The 25,605-nt window shown below is 65.2% G+C and carries 23 protein-coding genes and 1 pseudogene; 10 read left to right on the top strand and 14 right to left on the bottom strand.

The window, feature by feature from the left end; genetic code table 11:
- The first annotated feature begins 6 nt into the window (after window positions 1-6).
- Complete coding sequence (locus K410_RS0127010; protein ID WP_025037698.1) at window positions 7-309, top strand: HU family DNA-binding protein; 303 nt, start codon at window positions 7-9, stop codon at window positions 307-309.
- Window positions 310-378: 69 nt separating this feature from the next.
- Here the strand turns inward: K410_RS0127010 and K410_RS40575 are convergent, their stop codons facing one another.
- The 5 genes from K410_RS40575 to K410_RS40570 form a co-directional block, all read right to left on the bottom strand.
- Entirely contained in the window at window positions 379-534 is a 156-nt protein-coding gene (locus K410_RS40575) for a hypothetical protein (RefSeq protein WP_196236073.1), read from the bottom strand.
- Between the two features lie 4 nt (window positions 535-538).
- Window positions 539-2,932, bottom strand: coding sequence for an endopeptidase La (gene lon, locus K410_RS0127000; RefSeq protein ID WP_028137763.1), 2,394 nt, complete (start codon window positions 2,930-2,932; stop codon window positions 539-541).
- Between the two features lie 8 nt (window positions 2,933-2,940).
- Window positions 2,941-3,324: an Hsp20/alpha crystallin family protein gene (locus K410_RS0126995; protein WP_028137762.1), complete on the bottom strand. Its 384-nt coding sequence runs from the start codon at window positions 3,322-3,324 to the stop codon at window positions 2,941-2,943.
- A 151-nt stretch (window positions 3,325-3,475) separates the two neighbouring features.
- Window positions 3,476-4,042 carry a YciE/YciF ferroxidase family protein gene (locus K410_RS0126990; protein WP_028137761.1) on the bottom strand — a complete coding sequence of 189 codons (567 nt, stop codon included), beginning with the start codon at window positions 4,040-4,042 and terminating at the stop codon, window positions 3,476-3,478.
- A gap of 355 nt (window positions 4,043-4,397) precedes the next feature.
- Entirely contained in the window at window positions 4,398-4,889 is a 492-nt protein-coding gene (locus K410_RS40570; protein WP_196236072.1) for a hypothetical protein, read from the bottom strand.
- Between K410_RS40570 and K410_RS0126975 the strand changes: the two genes are divergently transcribed.
- Together K410_RS0126975 and K410_RS0126970 are read left to right on the top strand one after the other, a co-directional pair.
- Window positions 4,877-5,530, top strand: coding sequence for an L-fuculose-phosphate aldolase (locus K410_RS0126975; RefSeq protein ID WP_028137758.1), 654 nt, complete (start codon window positions 4,877-4,879; stop codon window positions 5,528-5,530). The two genes, K410_RS40570 and K410_RS0126975, sit on opposite strands and share 13 nt — an antisense overlap.
- 12 nt (window positions 5,531-5,542) lie before the next feature.
- Window positions 5,543-7,330: a chloride channel protein gene (locus K410_RS0126970; protein ID WP_028137757.1), complete on the top strand. Its 1,788-nt coding sequence runs from the start codon at window positions 5,543-5,545 to the stop codon at window positions 7,328-7,330.
- 10 nt (window positions 7,331-7,340) lie between these two features.
- Here K410_RS0126970 and K410_RS41065 read toward each other — a convergent pair.
- A pseudogene (locus tag K410_RS41065) lies at window positions 7,341-7,448 on the bottom strand (DUF2798 domain-containing protein); the annotation flags it as partial.
- A gap of 201 nt (window positions 7,449-7,649) precedes the next feature.
- Between K410_RS41065 and K410_RS0126960 the strand changes: the two are divergent.
- The 4 genes from K410_RS0126960 to uraD all read left to right on the top strand — a co-directional run bounded on the left by K410_RS0126960 (window position 7,650) and on the right by uraD (window position 11,792).
- Entirely contained in the window at window positions 7,650-8,051 is a 402-nt protein-coding gene (locus K410_RS0126960; protein WP_028137756.1) for a hypothetical protein, read from the top strand.
- A 1,501-nt stretch (window positions 8,052-9,552) separates the two neighbouring features.
- On the top strand, window positions 9,553-9,966 hold the full coding sequence (locus K410_RS0126955) for a DUF3830 family protein (RefSeq protein ID WP_028137755.1): 414 nt from the start codon (window positions 9,553-9,555) through the stop codon (window positions 9,964-9,966).
- Window positions 9,967-10,902, top strand: coding sequence for an allantoinase PuuE (gene puuE / locus K410_RS0126950; RefSeq protein ID WP_028137754.1), 936 nt, complete (start codon window positions 9,967-9,969; stop codon window positions 10,900-10,902). It begins immediately after the preceding gene.
- A 2-nt stretch (window positions 10,903-10,904) separates the two neighbouring features.
- Window positions 10,905-11,792, top strand: coding sequence for a 2-oxo-4-hydroxy-4-carboxy-5-ureidoimidazoline decarboxylase (gene uraD / locus K410_RS0126945; RefSeq protein ID WP_028137753.1), 888 nt, complete (start codon window positions 10,905-10,907; stop codon window positions 11,790-11,792).
- Here the strand turns inward: uraD and K410_RS0126940 are convergent.
- Together K410_RS0126940 and K410_RS0126935 are read right to left on the bottom strand one after the other, a co-directional pair.
- Window positions 11,789-14,515 (bottom strand): molybdopterin-dependent oxidoreductase, encoded by a 2,727-nt coding sequence (locus K410_RS0126940; protein WP_028137752.1) that lies wholly within the window; start codon window positions 14,513-14,515, stop codon window positions 11,789-11,791. The two genes, uraD and K410_RS0126940, sit on opposite strands and share 4 nt — an antisense overlap.
- Window positions 14,512-15,339: an FAD binding domain-containing protein gene (locus tag K410_RS0126935; RefSeq protein ID WP_028137751.1), complete on the bottom strand. Its 828-nt coding sequence runs from the start codon at window positions 15,337-15,339 to the stop codon at window positions 14,512-14,514. The genes K410_RS0126940 and K410_RS0126935 overlap by 4 nt, the downstream gene beginning before the upstream one ends.
- Window positions 15,340-15,503: 164 nt before the next feature.
- Between K410_RS0126935 and K410_RS0126930 the strand changes: the two genes are divergently transcribed.
- A complete protein-coding gene (locus tag K410_RS0126930) occupies window positions 15,504-16,853 on the top strand; it encodes an 8-oxoguanine deaminase (RefSeq protein WP_028137750.1) in 1,350 nt (449 codons plus the stop codon).
- 107 nt (window positions 16,854-16,960) lie between these two features.
- Here the strand turns inward: K410_RS0126930 and K410_RS0126925 are convergent, their stop codons facing one another.
- The 4 genes from K410_RS0126925 to K410_RS0126910 form a co-directional block, all read right to left on the bottom strand.
- Complete coding sequence (locus K410_RS0126925) at window positions 16,961-18,037, bottom strand: BMP family ABC transporter substrate-binding protein (RefSeq protein WP_028137749.1); 1,077 nt, start codon at window positions 18,035-18,037, stop codon at window positions 16,961-16,963.
- 77 nt (window positions 18,038-18,114) lie between these two features.
- Window positions 18,115-19,032 carry an ABC transporter permease gene (locus K410_RS0126920; protein ID WP_028137748.1) on the bottom strand — a complete coding sequence of 306 codons (918 nt, stop codon included), beginning with the start codon at window positions 19,030-19,032 and terminating at the stop codon, window positions 18,115-18,117.
- Entirely contained in the window at window positions 19,019-20,110 is a 1,092-nt protein-coding gene (locus tag K410_RS0126915; protein ID WP_028137747.1) for an ABC transporter permease, read from the bottom strand. The genes K410_RS0126920 and K410_RS0126915 overlap by 14 nt, the downstream gene beginning before the upstream one ends.
- Window positions 20,094-21,665 (bottom strand): ABC transporter ATP-binding protein, encoded by a 1,572-nt coding sequence (locus K410_RS0126910; protein WP_028137746.1) that lies wholly within the window; start codon window positions 21,663-21,665, stop codon window positions 20,094-20,096. Before K410_RS0126910 ends, K410_RS0126915 begins: the two co-directional genes overlap by 17 nt.
- A gap of 352 nt (window positions 21,666-22,017) precedes the next feature.
- On the opposite strand from K410_RS0126910, the gene K410_RS0126905 reads away from it, so the two are divergent.
- Window positions 22,018-23,391, top strand: coding sequence for a hypothetical protein (locus K410_RS0126905; protein ID WP_028137745.1), 1,374 nt, complete (start codon window positions 22,018-22,020; stop codon window positions 23,389-23,391).
- Between the two features lie 52 nt (window positions 23,392-23,443).
- Here K410_RS0126905 and K410_RS0126900 read toward each other — a convergent pair whose 3' ends face one another.
- Entirely contained in the window at window positions 23,444-23,665 is a 222-nt protein-coding gene (locus tag K410_RS0126900) for a hypothetical protein (RefSeq protein ID WP_028137744.1), read from the bottom strand.
- Window positions 23,666-24,011: 346 nt separating this feature from the next.
- Here K410_RS0126900 and K410_RS0126895 point away from each other — a divergent pair, with 346 nt between their 5' ends.
- On the top strand, window positions 24,012-24,194 hold the full coding sequence (locus K410_RS0126895; protein ID WP_028137743.1) for a hypothetical protein: 183 nt from the start codon (window positions 24,012-24,014) through the stop codon (window positions 24,192-24,194).
- Window positions 24,195-24,226: 32 nt separating this feature from the next.
- Here the strand turns inward: K410_RS0126895 and K410_RS0126890 are convergent, their stop codons facing one another.
- Complete coding sequence (locus tag K410_RS0126890) at window positions 24,227-25,600, bottom strand: vWA domain-containing protein (RefSeq protein WP_028137742.1); 1,374 nt, start codon at window positions 25,598-25,600, stop codon at window positions 24,227-24,229.
- Between the last annotated feature and the right edge of the window lie 5 nt (window positions 25,601-25,605).

Here is a 25,605-nt window from a genome sequence, read left to right as displayed (position 1 = left end):
GACACGATGGCCACCCAAATGTCCAAATCGCAGTTGATCGAAAAGATTGCGACCGCCACAGAGCTTTCCAAGCGCGACGTCAAGAACGTCATGGAGACGCTGACCGACGTCGGTCACAAGGAGCTCAAGAAGAACGGCCTGTTCCTGGTGCCGGGCTTCGCCAAGTTCGTCGTGATCAAGAAGCCGGCGACCAAGGCACGCAAGGGCACCAACCCGTTCACGGGCGAAGAGATGATGTTCAAGGCCAAGCCGGCCCGCAAGATCGTCCGCGCCCGCCCGGTCAAGGCGGCCAAGGACGCCGTGGGCTAACGACGCAAGGCCCCCTCGGATAAGGGGGCCTTTTGCTTGGGGCAGCCGCGAGGACTTGAGACGGAGGGCTCAACCCTTGCGGCGCTTCACCCTGACCGGAACGGGTTGAAGCTGCGGCCTCGGGGCCGCCAGCGCATCGCGAAGCCGGTCGATCGCGCGATCGAGCATTTGGCGCAGCCGCTGCGCCTTCCGCGATCCCTTCGCTTGCTCCAGCAATTTCTTCATCGCCTCACTCCGCCGCTTCGACCTTCGCGTTGACTTGAGCTTCGACCGGTTCGAGCGCTGCGGCGATGGCTTCGTCGACGTGCTCCAGCCAGATGAATTCGAGGTTGTCCCGCGCGCTCTTCGGGATGTCGTCATAATCCCGCTTGTTGCGCGCCGGCAGCATCACCCGCTTCAGGCCGGCGGCCGCGGCTGCGACCACCTTCTCCTTGATGCCGCCCACCGGAAGCACCAGGCCGCGCAGCGAGATCTCGCCGGTCATGGCGGTGTCGCTGCGCACGGTGCGGTTGGTGAGCAGGGACGTCAGCGCCGTGAACATCGCAACGCCCGCGCTCGGTCCGTCCTTCGGGGTTGCTCCCGCCGGCACGTGAACGTGGATGTCGCTGTTCTCGAACGCCTGCGGATCGATGCCGAGCTGCGAGGCGCGGCTCTTCACCAGCGTCATCGCAGCCTGCACGCTCTCGCGCATGACGTCGCCGAGCTGACCGGTCAGGATCATGCCGCCCTTGCCGGGCACCTTTGATGCCTCGATGAACAGGATGTCGCCGCCGACCGGCGTCCAGGCAAGGCCGGTGGCCACGCCCGGAATGCTGGTGCGCTGGGCGATCTCGCCTTCGAACCGCGGCTGGCCGAGCACGGTGACGATGTCCTTCGCCGCGATCACGACCTTTTCGGCCGTGCCCTCGGCGACTTGCACCGCAGCGTGCCGGAACAGCTTGCCGATCTCGCGCTCGAGGTTACGCACGCCGGCCTCGCGGGTGTAGCCCTTGACCACCAGCTTCAGCGCCTCCGGCTCGATCTCGGCCTGCTCGGCCGAGAGGCCGTTGGCCTCGAGCTGCCGCCGCACCAGATAGCGCTTCGCGATCTCCAGCTTCTCGTCCTCGGTGTAGCCGGCGAGGCTGATCAGCTCCATGCGGTCCAGCAGCGGGCCCGGGATCTGGTCCAGCATGTTGGCGGTCGCGATGAACACCACGCGCGACAGGTCGAACGGCACGCCCAGGTAATTGTCCCGGAACGTCCCGTTCTGCTCGGGATCGAGCACCTCCAGCATGGCGGCCGAGGGATCGCCTTGCACGCCACGGCCCATCTTGTCGATCTCGTCCAGCATCATGACGCAGTTCCGGCTGCCTGCCTTCTTGATGCCCTGGATGATGTTGCCCGGCAGCGCGCCGATATAGGTGCGCCGGTGGCCGCGGATCTCGGCCTCGTCGTGCACGCCGCCCAGGCTGACGCGCACGAAGGGACGGTCCATCGCGCGGGCGATGGATTGGCCGAGCGAGGTCTTGCCGACGCCGGGCGGACCGACGAAGCACAGGATCGGCGCCTTGCCCTGCGGGGCGAGCTTGCGGACCGCCAGATATTCGATGATCCGGCCCTTGATCTTCTCCAGGCCGAAATGGTCGGCGTCGAGGATGGCCCGCGCCTCCTTGATGTCGATCGGCTTCTCCGCGGGCAGCGCCCAGGGCAGCTCGATCAGCCAGTCGAGATAGGTGCGGACCATGCCGGCTTCGCCGGCGGCCTCCGGCATGCGCTCGTAGCGGCGCAGCTCCTTCTTGGCGTGCGCGTCGGCCTCGGGCGGCATATTGGCCTTGGCGATGGCAGCCGTCAGCTCGGCGACCTCGGCCGCCTTGCCGTCGCCTTCACCGAGCTGGCGCTGGATGGTCGCCATCTGCTCGCGCAGGATCGCCTCGCGCTGCCGCTCGTCGAAGGAGGCCTTGGTCTTCTGGCCGATTTCGTTGGAAATGCGCAGCACCTCCAGCCGCTCGGCCAGGTGCTTGGACACCCTCTCGACGCGCAAGACGAGGTCGATGGTCTCCAGCACCTCCTGCTTGTCCTGCGGCTTGATGTCCATGAACGAGGTCGCAAGGTCGGCCAGCGCGCCGGGCGCACTGGTGCCCTGGAACATCGCGGCCAGCTCGGGCGGCGCCTGCGGCAGCAGCTCGATCGCCTCGATGGCCTGACGCTGCAGGTTCAGGGCGCGGGCCTCGATCTCGGGCGAGGTCGTGGTCGGCTCGGGGATCTGCTGGAAGCGCGCCACGGGAAACGGCGTCCCCGGCAGGAAGTCGAGCAGGCGTGCGCGCTGCACGCCCTGGCAGACGATGTGGTGGGTGCCGTCGGGCGCGGTGATGTAGCGCACGATGTTCGCGATGGTCGCGACCCGGTAGAGATCGTCGGGCCCGGGCGCGTCGGTCTCGGGGCTGCGTTGCAGGACGATGCCGACGGGCCGCTGCTCGCGCAGCGCCTGCTGGGCGGCGGCGATGGACTTCGCCCGGCCGATCGTGATCGGCGCGATGGCGCCGGGAAATAGCACCATCTCGCGCACGGGGATGATGATCAGCGCGTCGTCGGGGATCTTCACGTCGTTGTTGGTCTGTTCGTTGTTCATCTGTTCGGTGGCCATGATCGACCTCAGGATTTGGCGAGGCGCAGTGCGACGCAGCCGTCCATCACGAAGCGGCTGATGGCGTAGCGGCCGATGGGTAATGCAATGCGGCGTTCAAAACGCCCCTGCGGCAGCTCGAGCCGGTGGATGCGGGCGTTGCGGAGCTCCGGCGGCAGGGTGCGCTGCCCGGAGATGACGAGCACGCCGTCATGAATGACCGTCTCGACATTGTCCGGATTGACGCCCGGAAGCGCCACCAGGATCAGGAGCTCGTGCTCGGTTTCCAGCACGTCGATCGGCGGCTCCCAGCAGGCTTCCTGGCGGCCGAACTGCTGGCGCAGCCGGTCGGCGCGGGTCAGCGAATCCAGGGCTTCGGACAGCATCCAGTCGAGGGGATTTTTGGGTTGCATGTGGAAGGCTCAGGGGTGGGAAAGCCTGCATATGGGGCCGGTTCCCGGAAAATCCAGTGCGCCGGCGCCGGCGTGCCATGCGCTGTCGTGTAATCCAAAAACAAACGCCGCGGCCTTAGCCGCGGCGTTCCGTCATCGAGAGCGGCGCGGGTCAGGCCGCGGCGCGGTATTCTTCCTCCGCTTCGAGGTTGATCACGGACGTCGCGAGCTCCGTCAGTGTGTGATCGGTCGCCTCTTCTTCGTCCAGCGTCGCCTGAAGCAGCCTTGCCGCGTCCTGCATGCCGAGTTCCTCGGCCCAGGTCCGCAAGGTGCCGTAGCGGGAGATCTCGTAGTGCTCGACCGCCTGGGCGGCCGCGAGCAGTCCGGCGTCGAGCGCCGGTGCGCCCTTGAAGTCCTTCATGATCTCGGCGCCCTCGTCGGTGATGCCGTTGATGGCCTCGCAGGGCTTGCCGCGTGCCGGCTTGCCCAGCATCTTGAAGATCTGATCGAGCCGCTTGACCTGACCCTGGGTCTCGCGCAGGTGCTTGTTGAAGGCCGCGGCCAGCTCTTTCGATTGTGCTGCCTTCGCCATCTTGGGCAACGTCTTGATGATCTTGTTCTCGGCGAAATAGATGTCCTTCAGCGTCTCCAGAAACAGGTCGCTGAGCATCTTCGGTGCCTGACGCGGCCGGCGCGCCGCGGTCTTCCTGGTCGTGCGTTTCTTTGCTTGCTTAGCCATAGGTCCTCCTCACGAGGTGACACGGGAAGGCCTCGCCCTCCTCAATCCTCAGGCGATCAAAGCCGCTTCATTAACGAAAGTTCCAATCTGCAACCGGTCTACGCTCAGGTCGGGCGCTTATACGGATCTTCCTGGCGTTGCCGCGCCTCGGTGTTGCGATCGAGCTGCGCCCGCTCGCCGCGCCTGAGGTGGCCGGCCTTCATCACGCCAAAGACGAGGATCCCGCCGAGCACGAATGCTCGATGAACCAGAGCCAGAGCAGGTTGGCCGAGAGCTGGCCGAGCAGCATTCCGATTCCACTGTCGCTCATCGATCGTCTCCAGTGATTTTGCAAAAACGGTCCTGCCGGGCTAAGTCAGTCCGCCCGCCATCGTTCCAGCGTTCCGGGATCCCGGCGAGACATGCTCGGATTCGCCCTGTCCGCTGCGCCCACCATGATCGCGGCCTCGATTTTGGTGGTGATTGCGCCGCTCGGAAACCGACTGCTGCACCGGCTCGGGATCGGCATCCCGCCCTCCAGATTGCCGGCGGGCTGCTGCTGTTCGGCGCGTCCTATCAGATGACCTTCCGCGATCGCACGCACTCTCGGACCCACCGGAAATGCCGTGCTCTTGCGCGTCCCCGGCATGCTGCTCGCGGCCTGTTCGGGCAGTTCGTGATCAACGCGGTTGCGGCCTACCAGGCCGGCCTGCCATAGCGTCGCGACAGCAGTGAATCCATTGATTTTGCCGTCCGTTTCGCGGTTTTGACACCCGATCCGGGCCGCTTTCGCTTGCACTGCCATATTGCTTTGACGTACTTCCGGTCTAACAAGACCATCGTCGGGAAATCGGGATGTCGATGACAACGGACGAGCTCGCCAAGCGACAGGCCATCATCGACGCTTGCCGGCGCATGAATGCGCTCGGCATCAACCAGGGCACCTCGGGTAATATCTCTGTCCGCCATGTGGACGGGCTTCTGGTCACGCCGACCAGCGTGCCCTATGAGGCCATGACGCCCGAGCAGATCGTGTTCATGACCATGGACGGCGCACACGGGCCCGACCAGAAGCCGTCGAGCGAATGGCGGTTTCATCGCGACATCCTGAAGTCGCGGCCCGAGGTCAACGCCGTCGTGCACGCCCATCCGACCTATTGCACCATCCTGGCGATCATGGGCATGGAGATTCCGCCGGTGCATTACATGATCGCGGCGGCCGGCGGCGACAGCATCCGCTGCGCGCCCTATGCGACGTTCGGAACGGCGGAGCTGTCCGAACATGCTGTGCGGGCGCTGGAGGGCCGGCTTGCCTGTCTGCTCGACCATCACGGCATGATCGCGATCGGCAAGACGCTGGACAAGGCGATGTGGCTCGCCGTCGAGGTCGAGACGCTGGCGCGGCAATATCACGGCTGCCTCCAGATCGGACAACCGCCGCTGCTCCCCAGCGCCGAGATCGAGCGGGTCCGCCAGCGCATGGCCGGCTACGGCCTGTCGGAAGGGTAGGGCAGGCAGAGGGTGTTCGTACGGATCAGGCATCTCGTCGATCGCAAGGGGACGAACCGCACCATGGTTCGGCTGCGCGCCCTCTTGCGCAGCAACGAGTTCTACCTGATCCCGCTCGCGCTGGTGATCGGCACGCTCGCGGGCTCGGTCGTGACGCTGATGGCCCACATCGCCCAGATCGCGCATGTGGTGATCTACGGCATTCCCATCGATGTTCATCTTTCGGCTCACGAAAGCGTCAGTCCGTGGGCGGCCCTGATCGCCCCCGCGCTCGGTGGGCTGTCGCTCGGAATCATGGAATGGTCGCGGCGGCGCATGAAGATATCGAACGCGGTCGACCCGATCGAGGCGAACGCGCTGCGCGGCGGCAATCTCTCGATGCGCGACAGCGTGGTGGTGTCGAGCCAGACGCTGATCTCAAACGGCTGTGGTGCCTCGGTCGGCCTCGAGGCGGGCTACACCCAGATCGGCTCTGGAATTGCTTCGCTGCTCGGCAAGTTCTTCAATCTTCGCCGCAACGATCTCCGCCTGATGGTCGGTTGCGGCGCTGCCGCCGCGATCGCGGCGGCGTTCGGCGCGCCGATCACCGGCGCCTTCTACGCCTGCGAGCTGATCGTCGGCGTCTATTCGGTCGGCAGCGCCGCGCCGATCCTGGCCGCCTCGCTCGCCGGCGCGTTGACCGCGCAATGGCTCGGCGGTGCGCCGTATTCGCTGGAGATTCCCAAGGTCAGCGCCGTCGGCGTCGAGCAATATCTGGCACTGATCGGGCTGGCGCTCATCACCAGCGGCGTCGGCATCGCCGTGATGCGCTCCTCGCCGATGTTCGAGCGCCTGTTCGCCTGGCTGCCGGTCTGGCTGCGCCCGGTGATCGGCGGCCTGATCGTCGGCGGTTTCGCGATCATCACGCCGCAGGTGCTGGCGGCCGGCCACGGCGCCATGGTGCTCGACCTCTTTCACGACATGACGATCGGACTGATCGCGCTGATCATCGCCTTGAAGGTGACGGCCTGCCTGATCTCGCTCGCCTCGGGCTTCCGCGGCGGCCTGTTCTTCGCATCGCTGTTCGTCGGCAGCCTGATCGGCAAGTTCTTTGCCGCGGTGCTGCTCCTGATCAGCCCGAACTTCGCGATCGATCCGCTGGTCGCGATGCTGACGGGCATGGCGACGCTCGGCGTCGCCATCGTCGGCGGTCCCCTGACGATGTCGTTCCTCGTGCTCGAGATGACCCGCAACGTCGACGTCACCGCCGTGGTGCTGGCCGGCTGCATCGTCACCTCGATCTGCGTCCGCTTCATGTTCGGCCATTCATTCTCGACCTGGCGCCTGCATCTGCGCGGCGAGACCATTCGCAGCGCCAACGACGTCGGCTGGCTGCGCAATCTCACCGTGGAGCGGCTGATGCGCTCCGACGTCGGCAAGGTGCCCTCGACCACGACGATCGCCGCCGTCCGCCGCGAGTTCGCGCTGGGCTCGCGGCCCGGAATCGTGATCGTCAACAACGCGGACGAATATGTCGGGCTGGTCATGCTGCCCGACTTGTTCTCCAATGATCTCGACAGCATCGCCGACGACATCCAGGTGGTCGAGCTCGCCCGCCTGATCGACATCGTGCTGATCCCGGAAATGAATGTGAAGTCGGCGATGGCGGTGTTCGACGAGGCCGAGGCCGAGATGCTGGCGGTGGTCGATTCCACCGACAGCCGCAAGGTGATCGGCTTTCTCACCGAAACCTTCGCCCGCCGTCGCTATGTCGAGGAGATCGACAAGGCGACGCGCGGCGTGCTGGGGGCGTTGTCGTAGGCGCGTCTATCGGCGGGGTGGGGGTCGCAACGAGGCAGGTCACGATCCGCCAAACCAGCGGCAGCACTATGAGCAGCGTCGGAAAGGCGGCCGGACAGGATAGCGCCCAGGCGCCGGGCGGCGACCGCCAAACGTCGCGGCTGTTCATGATCCGCTCAGGTTGGATGGTTCAAGCTGGGATTTGGTCGCTCGGTCTATAATCGTTCAAAGCGTGGCGGATTGCCGCGATCGAGAAACCATTTCAATGGTTTGCGCATTAAACAGGGTTTGCATATCTCTACGTCGTGAGAGAACATAGGCAAGAACATAGGAGGTCAAAATGAATGCGAGACCGATGATTTCTGCAGCCGGTCGCAACATGGTGCTGGCCGCGTTCACGAGCCTGGCATTGGTCGCAACCTCCGCATCGCCCTCGGCTGCGGGGCCGGCCGAGGCGCCATCTGCAAAGCCTGTCACGGCGGGGCAGGGCTCCTCCGAAGTCACCGATTTCAGCGCCCACCGTCGCCGCCATTATCGACGCGGGTCGAACGCCGCAGGTCTCGCCTTCATGGGCGCAGCGGCCGGTATCATCGGGGGCGTGATCGCCGAGCAGCGGCGCCGCGATTACTACGAGAATCGCTATTATTATGGCGGGCGTCCCTACTACGGCGGTCCCGGTTATTACGGCGGACCCGGCTATTACGGCGGTGGCGGTCGGTTCTATTACGATCCGGGCTACTAGGGATCGTATCGCGCCATCATTTTCGACGTGGCCCGATTGGACTGGTGAAGGAGGGCGGTGCTTTGTACCGCCCTTTTTGTTGCGTCGGTGCTCTTGTAGCCCGGATGGAGCGAGAGCGTAATCCGGGGCGTTCGTCTGGTATCGCGCACTCTCCCGGATTGCGCTTGCGCTCCATCCGGGCTACGGCACCGTGCCTGTGTCGGCCTCTGTCAATCCGTTCCGCTGAAAATATTCCACTTTACCGAAATTCGGTTTTGACGTATGTGTCGCCCATCCCGGCTCATCCAGGAGGGGCGATCTCGAGGTCGTCTTGATCGCGAGCCGGGCTTGCGGTGGACGCGGCAGCGTCGGCACGAGAGGTGCGGGCAGGGCGGGTAGTCCCTGTGAGCCCGTAACCGCGTGCGGACGAAGGGCGCTGCTAGGCTTCGTCTCGCTCGTAAGTTTCCGGCTTCGTCGACGAGGCACGGGAATACTGCAGCGACATGGCGGGCCGTGCGTACGGCAAAACCGTGTGGTCCTGGCCGTCGTTGCTACGGTCAAGCCTGTCGCGGAGATGTGCGCGAGCCCAACCGGGCAGACGGCATCGTGAATTCGCGGGGTGAGGGAGGCCAGAAGGAAAGTTCGGCTCCCGGGAGAGCACGGCATAAGCCGTCCGACCATCGCGCAGGGAAGGCCGAGTGATCGGCACCACCTGTATGCTGCTGTGCGGTTCTTCCTGCGTGTGCATTTTGCGCAGCAGACCGCGGGTGCGTTGTCAGCACCCGGCCTTCCCTGCGCCCTCTTGGCTTCCAGAGGCGCGGAGACGAAGCAAAACTCGGGCGATTTCAGCCGCGAGAACGGAAAGACGTGTCTGCAAGCGAGATGGTCCGGGACGAGCGATGCCGTTGCGGCGTCCTCCGTCATTGCGAGCGAAGCGACTTGTCCGCCGAAGCCTTGGCGAAGGCGGAAGCAATCCAGACTGCCTCCGCGGAGGGATTCTGGATTGCTTCGTCGCAAGGGCTCCTCGCAATGAGGGAGTATGCGCGCCACCCACCGCTCTCGTGCCCCGGACGCAGCGCAGCGCTTCCCCGGCGATGCGAAGCATCGTCCGGTGCGGTGCGCTGCAGAGCGGGGGCCCATGTCGCGGCGTTGGACCGTGTCGCCCTGGGTCCCGGCCCGGCGCCGCAACGCTCGCGCGTTGCGACTTGTCCGGGACACGAGAGCGAGTGGCGATGACGCGGTCCGCTCGCCGGCCCGGCCCATGCCGGCTAAATATTCGGCAATCATGCCCACTGGCGCCGATGGACTTGCCTCTCCCAATCCGGTTCAATGGAATCCATTGCGGCATACACCGCGGCGAGGAGACGCCGCGGCCTGCGCCGAGCCGGAACCGGCGCCGCGGCGGCGCGCCATGCTCGGTTGGTCCTGGGACCGCCGATGATGCGACCGCGCCACTTGCGCGAAGTCGTCGGGAGTGCTCTTGCTTGAGCCGGGGCGGCCGGCCCCGATCCAGAGAGATGAGATGAGCAAGCTCGTTATCCGCGCCGGCGATTTCACCTTCGATGCCCGCTTCGAGGAGCAGCTGGCACCCAAGACCGTCGCCGCCTTTCGCAAGGCGCTGCCGTTCGAAAGCCACATCATCCATGTGCGCTGGAGCGGCGAGGGCGTGTGGATGCCGCTCGGTGATCTCGATTTCGGCGTCGGCTACGAGAACCACACCAGCTACCCCGCGCCCGGCCAGATCATTCTCTATCCCGGCGGCATCAGCGAGACCGAGATCCTGCTGGCCTATGGCGGCGTGCATTTCGCGAGCAAGATGGGCCAGCTCGCCGGCAACCATTTCATCACGCTGACCTCCGGCCTGGAGAATCTGGCAACGCTGGGCAAGAGCGTGCTGTGGAAGGGCGCCCAGCCGATCCGCTTTGAGGAAGTTTGAGTGACCGATAAGAGCTACCCGCGCGATCTCCGCGGTTACGGCCGCAACCCGCCCCACCCGCAATGGCCCGGCGATGCGCGCATCGCGGTGCAGTTCGTCGTCAATTTCGAGGAAGGCGGCGAGAACAACATCCTGCACGGCGACCCGGCCTCGGAGGCGTTCCTGTCCGACGTGCTCGGCGCTCAGCCGTGGCCCGGCCAGCGCCACGCCAATATCGAATCGATGTTCGAATACGGTTCGCGCGCCGGGTTCTGGCGGCTGTGGCGGATGTTCGGCGAACGCAACTGGCCGACCACGGTGTTCGGCGTCGCCACCGCGCTCAAGCGCAACCCCGAGATCGTTGCGGCGATGAACGAGGCGGGCTGGGACATCGCCAGTCACAGCCTGAAATGGATCGAGCACAAGGACATGACCGAGGCGCAGGAGCGCGCTGAGATCGCGGAGGCGATCCGCGTCCATACCGAAGCCACCGGCGCGCGGCCGCTCGGCTGGTACACCGGACGCTCCTCGATCAACACCAACCGTCTGCTGATGGAGGAGGGCGGCTTCCTCTATCTCTGCGATTCCTATGCCGACGATCTGCCCTATTGGATCAAGGGCGCGAACGGCAAGCAGCTCGTCATTCCCTATGCGCTGGATGCCAACGACATGCGCTTCATCAACCCGCAAGGGTTTGCCGAAGGCGAGCAGTTCTTCACCTACCTCAGGGATGCCTTCGACGTGCTCTATGCCGAAGGCGAGACCGCGCCCAAGATGATGTCGGTCGGCCTGCATTGCCGGCTCGCCGGCCGACCCGGCCGCGCTGCGGGCCTGATCCGCTTCCTCGACCATATCGGCAGGCACGAGCGGGTCTGGGTGCCGACGCGGTTGCAGATCGCGCAGCACTGGCACGCCAGGCACGCGCCTCTGGCCGCCGACGCATTTGAGATCGGTTGACGATGTCGCAGCTTTCCCTCTCCGATCTCAATGCCGCTGCCAGGGCCGATTTCGTCGCCGCGCTGGCCAACGTCGTCGAATATTCGCCGTGGATCGCCGAGCAGCTCGCCGACAAGCGGCCGTTCGCCGGCATCAACCAGCTGCACGCGGCACTGATGGCGGCGATCCAAAGCGCCGACCCCGATGTGCAGCTCGCGCTGATCCGGGCGCATCCCGATCTCGCCAGCAAGGCCCGGCGCGCGGAAGGCCTCACGGCGGACTCGACCAATGAGCAGAGCAGCGCCGGCCTCGATCGCCTGTCGGCTGCCGAATACGCCGCCTTCGAGCGCGTCAACAACGCCTATCGCGCCAAGTTCGGCTTTCCCTATATCGTCTGCGTGCGCCGGCACACCCGGGATTCCGTGCTGCGCGATTTCGAGGTCCGGTTGCGCAATATCGCCAAGACCGAGACGCGGCGTGCGATCGAGGAGATCGGCCGGATCTCGGCGCTGCGGCTCGATCAGCTGGTCATTGCCGACGACGTGTTGAAGGTGCATGGCCAATTGTCGACCCATGTGCTGGACAATCACATCGGCAGGCCCGCGGCGGGCATCCCGGTGGAGCTTGTCGAACTTTCCGCGCTCGGTGACAACCGCGTCATCACGCGCGCCGTCACCAATGCGGACGGCCGCACCGAACAGCCGCTGATCGGCGCCCGGCCGCTGCCGATCGGCCGTTACGAGCTCAGATTCAGCATTGCCGGATACTACGCCGAGCGCAACGTCCAGCTCACCGACCCGCCGTTCCTCGACGAAATCCCGCTGCGCTTCGCGATCAGCGAGCCGGAAGGCCACTATCACGTGCCGCTGCTGGTCACGCCGTGGAGCTATTCGACCTATCGCGGCAGCTAGGCGCCGAACTTGTCGAGCAGCGCCGGAAACAGCCGGTCCGGCTTGAACGGCGGTGCGGTGAAGCGGATGCCGGTGGCATCGGCAATGGCATTGCCGAGCGCGGCGGCGACCGGATTATACGGGCTCTCGCTCATCGACTTCGCGCCCAACGGACCGATGCTGTCGGACGTCTCGGCGAAGAACACCTCGGTGCGGGGCACGTCGGCGAATGAGGGCAGGTGGTAGTCGCGGAATTTCGGGTTGATGACGCGCCCCTCGGCATCGATCACCATCTCCTCGTAGAGCGCGGCGCCGAGCGCTTGCGCGACGCCGCCTTCGACCTGGCTGCGGCACTGCATGGGATTGGCGACGACGCCGGCGTCGGCGGCGTGCACGCTCCTGAGAATCTTGAGCTCGCCGGTGCCCCGGTTCACGGCGACGCGAAAACCTTGCACGTTGAAGCCGACCGAGCGCGGCGTGCCGCCGGAATTGCCGCTGCCTGTGAATGATCGTCCGCGTTCGCCGCCGAGCTTCGCCAGCTCCACAAAGGACATGCGCCGTACGCCGCAGACGACCGCATTGTCCTCGAGCACACAGGTCTCGACGTCGCACAGCCACGCGCCGGCGGCGGCCGCCTTCAGCTCGGTCGCGAGCTGCATCGAAGCCGCATGGGTCGCCTTGCCGGCGACGAAGGTGCCGGCACTGCCGTAGGCGCCGGTGTCATGGCCGCCATGGGCGGTGTCGGACTGGCGCAGGTGGATCCTGTCGACGGTGGTCGCAAGTGTGGTCGCCGCGATCTGCCGGTGCACGGTGCTGGTGCCGTTGCCGAACTCGGCCGTGCCGACGGTGAGCTCGAAGCCGCCGTGCTCGTTGAGCACGATCGTGGCGTCGGCGATATGTCCGGCCGGCGGCACCGTGTGGATCATGGTCAGCGCGACGCCGTCGCCGATCAGCCATTCCGGCGACAGATCCGGCTGGGGACCATCGGCCTGCATGGCGCGCTCGACGAGGTCGAGACACTGGTCGAGCCCGTAGGAGCCGTAGACGACGTCGTGATACTCGGACGGCGGTGGCGACAGCATGGGATCGCCGGGCCTGACGATGTTGCGCCGGCGCATCTCGTAGGGGCCGATGCCGAGTTGGTTCGCCAGCTCGTCGATTGCGGCTTCCACGGCGATGAGCGCCTGTGGCAGGCCGTAACCGCGAAACGCCCCCGCCGGCACCGTGTTGGTATAAACCGCAAAGCCATCGACCCGCTTGTTCGGGCAGTTGTACACGGCGATGGATTCCGCCAGGGCGTGGAACATCACGGGCCCGGCGTGATTGCCGTAAGCGCCGGTGTTGGACAGCAAATCCAGCTGGAGCGCGGTGAGCTTGCCGCCGGCGTCGGCGCCGGCCTTGATGTGGATCCGCATCGGGTGCCGCGTCGAGGTCGCGATGAACTGCTCCTCGCGGGTGAACTCCAGCGTCACAGGGCGGCCGGTCTTCAGCGCAGCGAGAGCCAGGATGTCCTCGACGAACATCTCCTGCTTGCCGCCAAAGCCGCCGCCGACGCGCTCGCAGAGCACACGGACCTTGTCCATGGGGAGCTCAAAGATATTGGACAGGGCGCGGCGGGTCAGGAACGGCACCTGGGTCGAGCTGCGGACATTGAGTACGCCGGACTCATCGAGCCAGGCGAGGCCGCCGTGGGTCTCCAGCGCGGCATGCTGCACGCGATGACTGTGGAAAGTGCCCTCGTAAGTCACGGCGGACGCGGCGAGCGCCGAGGCCACGTTGCCGAATTCGCCATGCGTCTCCGCCGCGAGGTTGCGCCGGGGATCGGCGATGCGGTTCGCGGTGGTTCGATCGGGATGAATGACGGGCGCGCCCGGCGCCATCGCCTGCTCGGGATCGATCAGCGCCGGCAGAATCTCGTAGTCGATCTTCAGCCGTCGGCACGCCTCCTCGGCGGCGGCCTCGCTGTCGGCGACGATTGCGGCAACCCGCTGGCCGATGAAGCGGACGACCTCGTCGAGAACGCGGGTGTCCTCCGGGTCCATCCAGTCCATCTCGTGCCGCGCAGTCGACATCAGGACCGAAGGTGCATCCTCGTGCGTCAGCACCGCGTGCACGCCGGGAATCTTCAGCGCGTCCGACTTGTCGATCGCGACGATCCTGGCGTGGGCGTGAGGCGACCGCGCCAGCTTGACGTGGAGCAGGCCGTCGATTGCGGTGTCGAGGGTGTAGCGTGTCGTGCCGCGCACGATGTCGGGGCCGGCAGGCGCCGGCAGGCTGCGGCCGAAGGCGGCGCCGGCCTCGACACCTGTCTCGACGTTGGTCTTGCCGAGCAATGCATCCTCGATCGAGCGGTAGCCGGTGCAACGGCAGATATTGCCCTTCAGCGCCGCGCCGAGATCGGTGCGCTGGGCCTGGTTCAGCGAGGCGCAGGTCAGGATCATGCCGGCGGTGCAGAAGCCGCATTGGAAGCCTTGCGCGTCGAGGAAGGCCTGCTGCATCGGATGCGTGCCGTGGTCTCCGCCAAGACCTTCGATCGTGGTCACGGGGCGTCCCTCGGCGCGGAATGCCGGGATCAGGCAGCTATGCACCGGCTCGCCGTCGAGCAGCACGGTGCAGGCGCCGCAATCGCCGGCATCGCAGCCTTTCTTCACGCCGAAATGGCCGAGCTCGCGCAAGAAGGTGCGCAGGCATTGGCCGGCGCGCGGCTCCTGCGAAAATGCCTTCCCGTTGACCTCGAAACTCATGGCCACATCGCTCCCAGGAGTTCGCGGCGAATTTCCTCGGCGAGCCGCAGCGTCATGTGCTTGCGCCAGAGCGGCTTGCCGTGGATGTCGTTGTGGTACAGATCGTCCGTGATCTGCTGTGCGATCGCCGCGTGCAACGCACCCCCGTCCGGGACGCCGCGAAAGGGCAGCCGGATCGGCCGTACCGTCGATGCGGTAACCGTGAGCGTCAACGTGCCATCGGCATCGAGGCTGCCGATGAGGAGCGCCGCCGAGCGGCCGACCGGTGCCAGCGAGATCTGGCGAAAGGCCGTGCGGCGTTTCAACGCGGCAATCGGAACATCGATCCGGCGAAGCAGATCACCCGGCGTCAGGCGATTGCGCTGGTTGCCGGTGATGAAGTCGATGACCGGAATCTTCTGCTCGCCGCCACCGGCCTTCCAGATGGTGCAGACGCCGTCGAGCGCGGAAGCGAGCGAGATCATCGGCCCTGCCGGCAGCGACATGCAGAGATTGCCGCCGATGGTCGCGGTCTTCCAGATCTTGAACGAGGCCAGAAAGGCCCGGCAGCATTGGCCGATCAGCGGCGCTGCGCGCCAGTCAGGCGGGCAGACGAAACCATCGAGCTGTGCGATGGTGCAAGTCGCGGCGATGCTGAGATGGGTCTCAGTGACCGACAGCGCCGGCCATTTCAGATCGGTGAGATCGATCAAACGTGTCAGATGAGTCTGCGGCTCCGAGAACAGCCAGGTGCCGCCTGCCAGCCATGCATCCCCCGCCGTCCAAACCGGCAGCTGTGCGCGCGTTTGCGGATGGGCGACCGCTGTGATGGTATTCAAGTCCATGGCTGCGCCCAGCTCGCGTCGGGTGAATCGTCCGACAGAGAGTCTTGCAAGACCGGAGCCAAGCCGCAACAAGAAGTCGCAACGACAAGTCGCAGCAAGACGGCGATCGGACCCGCCTCCGCCTTGCGGTCCTGTCGTCAACGAATGTGAGGAGAAGCGGGATCATGAGCGACACAAGGCCGATCTGGATCAGGGATCCTCTGGCGATCCTCGCCGACGGTGCCGAGCGCGGAATTGTGGTGACGGACGGCCGGATCGCCGAGCTGGTGCCGGCCGGCGGCACGCCTGCCACCGCCGATGTCGCGGTGTTCGATGCAAGCGAGCACGCCGTGCTGCCGGGTCTGATCAACACCCATCATCATTTCTACCAGACGCTGACGCGGGCGCTGCCGGCGGCGCTGGACCGCGAGCTGTTTCCCTGGCTCCAGGCCCTCTACCCGGTGTGGGCGAGGCTGACGCCTGAGGCGCTCGAGCTCGGCGTCACCGTGGCGATGTCCGAGCTGCTGCTGTCGGGCTGCACCACCACGACCGATCATCATTACGTTTTCCCGACAGGACTCGAAGGCGCCATCGACATCGAGGTCGGCGTCGCAAAGCGGCTCGGTGTGCGCGTGCTGCTGACGCGCGGCTCGATGAACCTGTCACAGCGCGACGGCGGCTTGCCGCCCGACAGCGTGGTGCAGGACGAGGACACGATCCTCGCCGACAGCGCGCGCGTGGTCGCCGAACATCACCAGCGTGGTCCGGATGCGATGGTGCAGATCGCGCTGGCACCGTGCTCGCCGTTCTCGGTGACGACGTCCCTGATGCGCGCGACGGCCGATCTCGCCGGCAAGCTCGATGTGCGCCTGCATACCCATCTCGCCGAGACCGAGGACGAGAACAAGTTCTGTGAGCAGATGTATGGATGCCGCCCGCTCGACTATCTCGAACAGTGCGGCTGGCTGAATGCGCGAACCTGGCTCGCTCACGGCATTTTCTTCAACGCCGACGAGATCAAGCGGCTCAGCAAGGCCAGGACGACCATCAGCCATTGCGCGTGCAGCAACCAGTTGCTGGCGTCAGGCTGCTGTCCGGTCTGCGAGATGGAGGAGGCCGGCGTCGGGATTGGGCTCGGCGTGGACGGCTCGGCCTCGAACGACGGATCGAACCTGATGCAGGAGGTGCGGGCTGCATTCCTGCTGCAACGGGCCCGCTATGGCGTCACGAAAGTCAGCCACAAGGATGCGTTGCGCTGGGCCACAAAGGGCTCGGCGGCCTGCGTCGGCCGGCCGGAACTCGGCGAGATCGCCGTCGGCAAGGCCGCCGATCTCGCGCTGTTCAAGCTGGACGAGCTGCGCTTCTCCGGCCACGGCGATCCCCTGGCCGCGCTGGTGCTGTGCGGGGCGCATCGGGCCGACCGCGTAATGGTAGCTGGACAATGGGTCGTGATCGACAGTGCGATTCCGGGCCTGGATGCCGCCGATCTCATCCGTCGCCACAGTTCCGCGGCGCGGGCCATGCAGGCGGGATAGGGGCAGAAATTGAAAGAGGGGGCGACCACAAGTGCCGGGTGCTTCTGGCCACCCCCTCCGGACCTCCTCCGGGAGGAGCAGGTGATTTGGGCAAAGCAAGAAGCGTGCTACTTGCTCGGCAGCTTGTCGTCGATGCCCTTGACGTAGAAATTCATGCCGAGGATCTGGCTGTCATCGAGGTGATCGCCGCCCCTGCACTCCACCGGCTTGCCGTCCTGCCCAACAATCGGGCATTTGAACGGATGCAGCTTGCCTGAGGTGATCGCGGCCTGGGCATCCTCCGCCATTTTCTTCACCTCGTCGGGCATGTTGGTATAGGGCGCCATCGTGAACATGTGGCTATCGAGGCCGCCCCAGGTGTCTCCGGACTTCCAGGTGCCGGCGAGCTCGGCCTTGACGCGCTCGATGTAATAGGGGCCCCAGGTGTCGAGGATCGAGGTCAGCTGGGTCTTCGGCCCGAACTTGATCATCTCGGAGTCCTGGCCGAAGGCGAGCTTGCCGCGTTCGCTGGCGATCTGCATCGCCGCGGGCGAATCCGTGTGCTGCATGATGACGTCGGCGCCTTGGTCGATCAAAGCCTTGGCGGCGTCGGCCTCCTTGCCCGGATCGAACCAGGTGTTGGCCCAGATGATCTTGACCTTGATGTTCGGGTTGATGGTCTGCGCCGCCAGCATCGTCGCGTTGATGCCGGAGACGACCTCCGGAATCGGGAACGAGCCGATATAGCCGAGCACGCCCGACTTCGACATCTTGGCCGCGATCAGGCCCTGAATGTAGCGGCCCTGATACCATCTGGCCGAATAGGTCGACATGTTCGGGTTGCGCTTGTATCCGGTGGCGTGCTCGAAATGTACGTTCGGATATTTCTTGGCGACCTTCAGCGTCGGATCCATGTAGCCGAACGACGTCGTGAAGATCAGCTTGTTGCCGGCGCGGACCAGCTGCTCGATGGAGCGCTCGGCGTCGGGGCCTTCGGGCACATTCTCGAGATAGGTGGTCTCGATCTTGTCGCCCAATTCCTTCACCAGAGCCTGGCGCCCCAGATCGTGCTGATAGGTCCACCCCAAGTCTCCGATCGGGCCCAGATAGATGAAGCCGACCTTCAGCTTGTCGGCGGCGGAGGCTGCACCAATGCTCCCGGCGAGCAACAGTGTGGCGGCCAGCGCAAGAAGTGATTTCCTCATCATCGATCTCCAAACATCAGGGGAAAGCCACGATCCGCAACCTGCGCGCCCCATCGCGCCCGTCGCGAAAATGTAAATCAGCGGTCAGGTACGAACACGGTCCCGAGCGCGGCCGGTGCGGTCGAGCCGCCGCTGCGCGCGCGGGAGAGCAGAACCAGAACGACGATTGTCGCAAGATAAGGCAGCGCCGACATGAATTGCGAGGGAATGCCGACGCCCCAGCCTTGTGCATGCAGCTGAAGGATCGTGACGGCGCCGAAGAGATAGGCGCCGACGACGAGCCGGCCCGGCCGCCAGGACGAGAACACCACCAGCGCCAGCGCGATCCAGCCGCGGCCCGCGGTCATGCCGGGAATGAAGAACGGCGTATAGGCAAGCGGCAGATAGGCGCCGGCAAGCCCGGCGCAGGCGCCACCGAACATCACTGCGAAGGTGCGGATGCGCAACACGGGATAACCCAGCGCATGCGCGGAGACGTGATTGTCGCCGCAGGCGCGCAGGATCAGTCCCGCGCGCGTGCGGTACAGGAACCACCAGACGGCAACGACGAGCGCAATGGAGGCGTAGACGAAAGCGTTCTCCCCAAACAGCACGCGGCCGACCAGCGGGATATCGGTGAGGCCCGGAATCGAGAGATGAACTGCCGGCGTGATGCGCTCGCCGACGAAGCCGGCACCGACCAGTCCGGACAGCCCGACGCCGAGGATAGTCAGCGCAAGCCCCGTCGCGACCTGGTTGACGGCGAGCCCGAGCGCCATCAATGCGAAGATCAGCGACATCATCGTGCCCGCGACGATGCCGCACAATGCGCCCATGAAGATCGATCCGGTGAGCCAGGCCCCGGCAAAGCCGCAGGCCGCGCCGACGATCATCATGCCCTCGACGCCGAGATTGAGCACGCCGGAGCGCTCGGTCACGAGCTCTCCGGTCGCGGCGATCAGGAGCGGTGTCGATGCGGCGAGCACCGAAAGGACGATAGCTTCAACGAGTTCCACGGGCCACCTGACGGTTCGGGAAGACCAGCCTGAAGCGATAGAGGATCAGGGAATCGCAGGCGAGCACGTAGAGCAGCAGAACACCCTGGAAAACCTTGGTGACATCCAACGGGATCTTCATCGCGATCTGCGCTTGCTCGCCGCCGATGAAGGTCAACGCAAGGAAAAGGCCTGCAACCAATATTCCAAGCGGATTCAGCCGGCCGAGGAAGGCAACGATGATCGCCGTAAAACCATAGCCGGGGGAGATGCCGGGCTGGAGATGGCCGACGGGACCTGCAACCTCGATGATGCCGGCAAGGCCCGCGAGCGCGCCTGACACCGCGAAGGTCAGGATGACCAGATGGTCGGCTTTGAAGCCGCCGAACCGCGCCGCACGGGGGGCGGCGCCGACGACGCGGATCTCAAAACCCTTGATGGTTCGCCCGAGCAGGATTGCAGCAGCCGCCACGACGAGAAGCGCGATGACCGCGCCGAGATGCAGCCGGCCGCCCTCGATCAGCAGTGGAACGGTCGCCACCGGGTCGAACTCGGCCGTGGTCGGGAAGTTGAAGCCGTGCGGGTCGCGCCAGGGGCCGCGCACGAGATAGTCGAGGAGGAGGTCGGCCACATAGACCAGCATCAAGCTGGTCAGGATCTCGCTGGCGCCGAACTTCACCTTGCAGATCGCCGGGATCAGCGCATAGAGCGCACCTGCGGCGGCGGCAAGGACGAACATGGCCGGCAATACCCAGGCGCCGGCGTCGGTGCCTTGCGTCCTCACCGCGATCCAGCTTCCGGCCACCGCGCCGATCAGGAATTGGCCTTCGGCGCCGATGTTCCAGGCATTGGCGAGATAGCAAAGTGACAGTCCGATCGCGATCATCACCAGCGGCGCGGCCTTTACTGCGATCTCCTGGAGCGAATAGCCGTCGGTCAAGGGCGCGATGAAATAGGCGTGCAATGCGAGCAGCGGATTCTTGCCGAGGATCGCTAGCAGGATCACCATCGTCACGATCGTGAGGCCGACCGCGATCAGCGGCGAAACCAGCGCGATCGTGCCGGAGCGCTCGGCGCGCTTCTCAAGCACCAGCTGCATGCGCCGCCTCCTTCGGCTCCAGGCTGCTGCCGCCCATGAGAAGGCCGAGCCTTTCGCGCGTCGCCTCGCTGGCGGCGAGCGGCGCTGACAATTTGCCGTGGAACATCACGGCGATACGGTCGGCGATCTCGGCGAGTTCGTCCAGATCCTGGCTGGTCACGAGCACGGCGGCGCCGGCGGTGGCGAGATCAAGCAGCGCCTGGCGAATGACGGCAGCGGCGCCGGCGTCGACGCCCCAGGTCGGCTGGCTCACGACCAGCACTGCAGGCTTGCGCAGGATCTCACGTCCCACGATGAATTTTTGCAGATTGCCGCCGGAGAGGGATGCTGCTTCGGGATCGCGCTTGGCCTTGCGCACGTCGAACGTCTCGGTCGCACGGTCGACGGTCTTCAGCGTGGCGGCGGTATCGATGAAGCCGCGATGCACCATGCCGCTTGCGGCATGTCCGGTGAGCAGCGCGTTCTCCGAGAGCTTCATGCGCGGTGCCGTGCCGTGGCCGAGCCGCTCCTCGGGAACGAAGGCGGCCCCCAGTTTGCGCCGTTGCGTGATGGAGAGATGGCCGGCGGAAATGCCTTCGATCACCACCGTGCCCGGATCCTTCGACAATCGCTCGCCCGACAGCGCGGCGAATAATTCGTCCTGACCGTTGCCGGCGACGCCGGCGATGCCCAGAATCTCGCCGCCCTTCAGTTCGAACGAGATGTGCTCGAGCCGCACGCCATGCGCCTCGCTCGGTGCGAGCGACAGATCGTTGACGACGAGCCGCGGCACGGTCGTCGTCCGGCGGGCCGCCGCCTTCACCTCCTTGATCTCTCCGCCGACCATCATGCGCGCGAGCGAAGCGGCGGTCTCGCGCCGGGGGTCGCAGGTCCCGACCTTCCTGCCGCCGCGCAGGATCGTGGCGGTATCGCAGAGCCGCTTCACCTCCTCGAGCTTGTGGCTGATATAGAGGATGGCACGGCCCTCGGACTTGAGGCGTTCCAACACGATGAAAAGCTGATCGGATTCCTGCGGCGTCAAGACCGCGGTGGGCTCGTCCAAGATCAGGAATTTCGGGTCCTGCATCAGCGCGCGGACGATCTCGATGCGCTGGCGCTCGCCGACCGACAATTGCCAGGCCTCGCGCCGGGGATCGAGCGGAAGACCGTAAGTCTTCGACACCTGCGCCAGCCGCGCCGACATGTCGTTGAAGGATTCCCGTCCGTCGAGGCCGAGCGCGACGTTCTCAGCGACCGTGAGATTGTCGAACAGCGAGAAGTGCTGGAATACCATGCCGATGCCGCGGCTGCGGGCTTCCGAGGGGCCGGACAGCACGATGCGTTGGCCCTGCCAGTAAATTTCGCCGGAGCTGGGCTGGATCAGCCCGTAGATCGCCTTGACCAGCGTCGACTTGCCGGCCCCATTCTCACCGAGCAGCGCATGGATTTGGCCGGGCCAGATATCGATGTCGATGGAATCATTGGCGAGGAAATCGCCGTATCGCTTGGTAAGCCCGATCGTCCGCAGCAGCGGAGATTCGCCGGACTTCAGGCCGTCAGGTAACGGATCCAACATTCGCTGATGCGCTTGCATGGGTGAAGGGCTCGATAGTGGGCCAGTTTGGAGCCCGGCGTAAGGTGGGAAAATGCGTCATCCCTTGCTTAACGCTTCGGCAGGAAGCGGGCGCCTGTTGCAGATATGTGACGGTCCAGGCCAAATTGGAACCCGCTATGCACGACCCGACGTCGCAGTGAGCGAAGTTGCGCGATCACGGCAGTGCCGACGCCGCTGCGCGGCTGCGCTCTCGGTCAGTGGGAAGCATCGCCCGGGTTGATGCAAGCCGGCAGCCGGCAAGTCATCTGGACGAAATACGAATCAGCCAAACTTCGGACGGTGACCGCACCGCCGGAGTTACTCTAGCTCGCATATGAATAGCGATATCTCGTTGTCTTCAGATCGCGGAAACCGATTCTACCGAGGTGTGGCTGCGACGTTTTTCGCCAACGCCCTCCAGGCGGTCAATTTTCTCGGGGACCGATTCCTGAGAAAATCGCAGCATTCGTTGTCGGCCATCGAGGACCTCTACCGGCACGCGATGGACAGCGCATTTTCGGTGACCGAAGCCTTCCTCGTCACCGGCGCACCCCACGCATCCGCCTATTACCCACGCGACTTCGCCTGGTTCTATCCTGACGTCCTCGACCCCGAAACCATCATGGATGCGCAGGACGCGGTGCGGCGTGCGCGGCTTCTCGATAGGAGCATCCGCTTGTTGCTGGAGGCGGTTCGCGCCGATGTGGTCACGACGACCATCGTCCCGGCCGGGCGCGGTCGTTACCTCGGCGTGAACTACTTCTCGCGCCCGTCGGATACGCTGCTCGGCATTCTGGCCGGTCTGCAGCAGATGATCTTGGCCGACCAGAGGGCGCCGTCCTATCTGGCGATGTCACAATGCGCGCATGCCGGGCACCTGTTGCTGGCTGAATATGGCGGCGACCTGAGGCGCGCAATCCTCAAGCTCGCAAGCGAGCTCGAGCCGTTCGATTATGACGGCAGCTCCTATCTGTTGTGCGACGCTCGTGGTCCTCGCTCCGCCGCAACGGATACCCGCGCCGAGCGCCGGCGCTTCGTCACCAACGCCTGCGTCCACACGACCTTCGTGTGGAGCGTGCAGCTCGGAATCGTCGATGAGAGCGAGCTGAAGCGGCTGCTCGGGCGCGACCTCGTGCAGTACAAGGAGGATCTGCTCCGTCTGTTCGGCAGGGACGGATATATCAGGCATTCTCTCGACGGGCCGGAGGGCCCGCCGGCGTCATCGGTTGCGCTGGATTTCGTCAGCGTGCATCGCGGCTTCTGGAATCTGAACGATGCTGGCGAGCGGGCGCTGTTCGCGGCCACGGCGGATCTGATCATTGCCGAGCCGCGCTTTCGCATCCCCAGCACGTTCCACTTCCTGGTATCTGCGGATAACCCGCGGAACAAGCTGATCCACAAGATTGCGGCGCCTGCCTACCAGGGACGTACCTCCTGGCCGACGTTCAACGTGGAATTCGCGGATCGCATGCTGGACTATGATGAATTTTCGGGGAGCGACACCTACCGTTCCTGCGCCCAGGGAATCTTGAAGGACATACAAGCTGCGACTGAGCTGCACGGCGGATATCAGGAGCTGATCTCCGAGCAGGGGCTGAAATATCGCACCTGGGCCTATAAGGGCGCGGTAGCCCACTCCTGGTTTCCGCGCTTCCTGTCTGTCTGGAGGAGGGCATATGGATCGCCGCTCCTGCAATGGAACGACTGATCTGCGCGGCGATATGCCGGCAGGGATGTCGTCGAGGGTCAGCGCAAATCTGTCACGCCGCTAGATCAAGCAACCGGCACGATCCGCGCACGAGCACCTTGCGTCCGGCCGGCGTTATCGCAGGTACGCCGTCGTTGATGGCAACGAGGCCGAGCTCGACGAGGCCTTCGACAAGATAGGACTTCGCCAGGCGGCCGTTCGGCAGCGGGTTGCGAAGTGTACGCAGCGCTTCCCACTGGTCCGGCGCAAGTTCGAATTCGAAATCGTTGCTCATGTTGCCTCGAGAGATCGTGCCGTTGGCGCCCTGTTAGCGGCGCCGCATGAAGACCATGCGACGACAATGAGTCGGGAATTCGGTAGGCCGTTTAGAACACCTCTTCACAAATTGCCGCACTTCGTTGCGACAACAGAAGAAGATCGCCTGATCGGGAATAGATCCGTGGCTCGATCACCAATTGATGATCCGCAGTTGATGTTGCGCTGCGGGGCTGTTGCAGTGCACGGGAAGCATCGCTGTCCCATGATGCGTCGCGATATGCACAGAAATGGTGAAGCGAGCAATCTGGGATTCTGTTAGGTTGATTCGCGGGGAATGACTTCACGCGGCAGGAGTGGAGTGCATGAACAGGCTGGTCGAAATTCGCAGTCAGGAATCCCTGTGCCGGGAGCGTGCGGCCCTCGATTTGGATCGCCGACTGTTCTGGCTTGCGCAAGCCGAGGAATGGGAGCAACGCGCGCTCGACGAAATCGCCTATCACTTCCGGGAGTGCAATCTCGGCCAAGCGGAGCTTGCGCGAAACTGACGTTTCGCAAACGAGGTTGGCCGCGCGCGGATCTACTGATAAGTCGCCACGATGTCGGACACGGCGCGCTCGAGCTGCTGCGCGGTGGCGCATTGGCGCACGACGCTGCAGAAGGTCGCGTAGCGCGGCATCTCGGAATCGCCGAAGCCCCAAGCGAGCCGCCCTTCGGGATTGAGCCAGACCAGCCGCTTCGAACGTTCGGAGATGCGGCGCAGGATGTCGGCGCGCGGGTCGAGATTGTTGCTGCGGGCATCGCCGAGCACGATCACCGTGGTTTGCGGCGTCAGCGCGCTCATGAAGTCCTTCTCGAAGTCGACCAGCGAAGAGCCGTAGTCGGACGAGCCGAAACCGACCTTGGACATGATCTCGGCCATCGCCTCTTCCGGCGATTTCGCCTCCAGGATGTCGCTGACCTCGATCAGATGCGAGGAAAAGGCAAAGGAGCGGACGTCATCGACGACTTCGTGCAAGGAGTGGATCAGAAGCAGGAAGAAATCCGAGACCTGGGCGACCGAGCCGGAGACGTCGCAGAGCGCCACGATCTTCGGCCGGTCGCGATGCTTGCGCTTCCACGCGGTCAGGAACGGCACGCCGCCCCAGGCCGCGTTGCGGCGCAGCGTGCGGCGGACGTCGAGATGGCCGCGGCGCTGGCGCTTGCGCGGCTTGGAATAGCGCTCGCGCAGCCGGCGCGCGATCTGGCGGATGAGGGCGCGCATCTCGGCGACCTGGCGCCGCTCGATGCGGGCAAGCGGCGCGTTGCGCAGGATTTCGTTGCGAAGATTTTCGGCCTCCTCGCGGGCATAGAGCGCAAGCCCCTGCGCGACCGTGTCGCGCACCGCCTCGCGCAACGCATCGAGCGCGGCGCGCAGGCGCTCGGCCAGCGCGGGATTGGTCGCGGTCAGTTGGTCGAGATCGTCGCGCAGGCGCTGCAGGCCCATGGCGTCGAGGATGCGGCTGGAGAAGATGCCGCGCTGGGTGGAGTAGCGGATCTCAGACAGGGAGGCCGCACCGGAGGCGCTGGCGATGGCGGCTGCGATCGCATTGCGGTCCTGCGATAGCAGCATCTGCGCAAGCGGGCCCAAACCCTCAGGAGGCTGCCCTTCGCCCGGCTCGCTGGCCGAGCTGGAAGCGGGCGACTCCGTGTCCTGCGAGGGGTCGTCGTCGGTCGCCTCGGGCTGGTCCTGCCGCAGCTCCGGCTGGCTGAAGAACAGATCGAAACAATCCCCGAGCGCGAGCTTCTCGTCCTTCGACTTGGCGAGCGTCAGCAGCAGCGCGTCGCGCAGCACGGCACGGTCGGAGATGCCGACTTGCGCGACCGCGCGCATCGCATCGATGCTTTCGGCAGGCGAAACGTGAACGCCGACGCCCCGCGCTGCCCGAAAAAAACGATGGAGGTTCTCGCGCATCGGCG

The organism is Bradyrhizobium sp. 22, from assembly GCF_000482425.1.
Lineage (GTDB): Bacteria > Pseudomonadota > Alphaproteobacteria > Rhizobiales > Xanthobacteraceae > Bradyrhizobium > Bradyrhizobium japonicum_B.
This window is presented reverse-complemented; position numbering and strand designations above follow the sequence as displayed.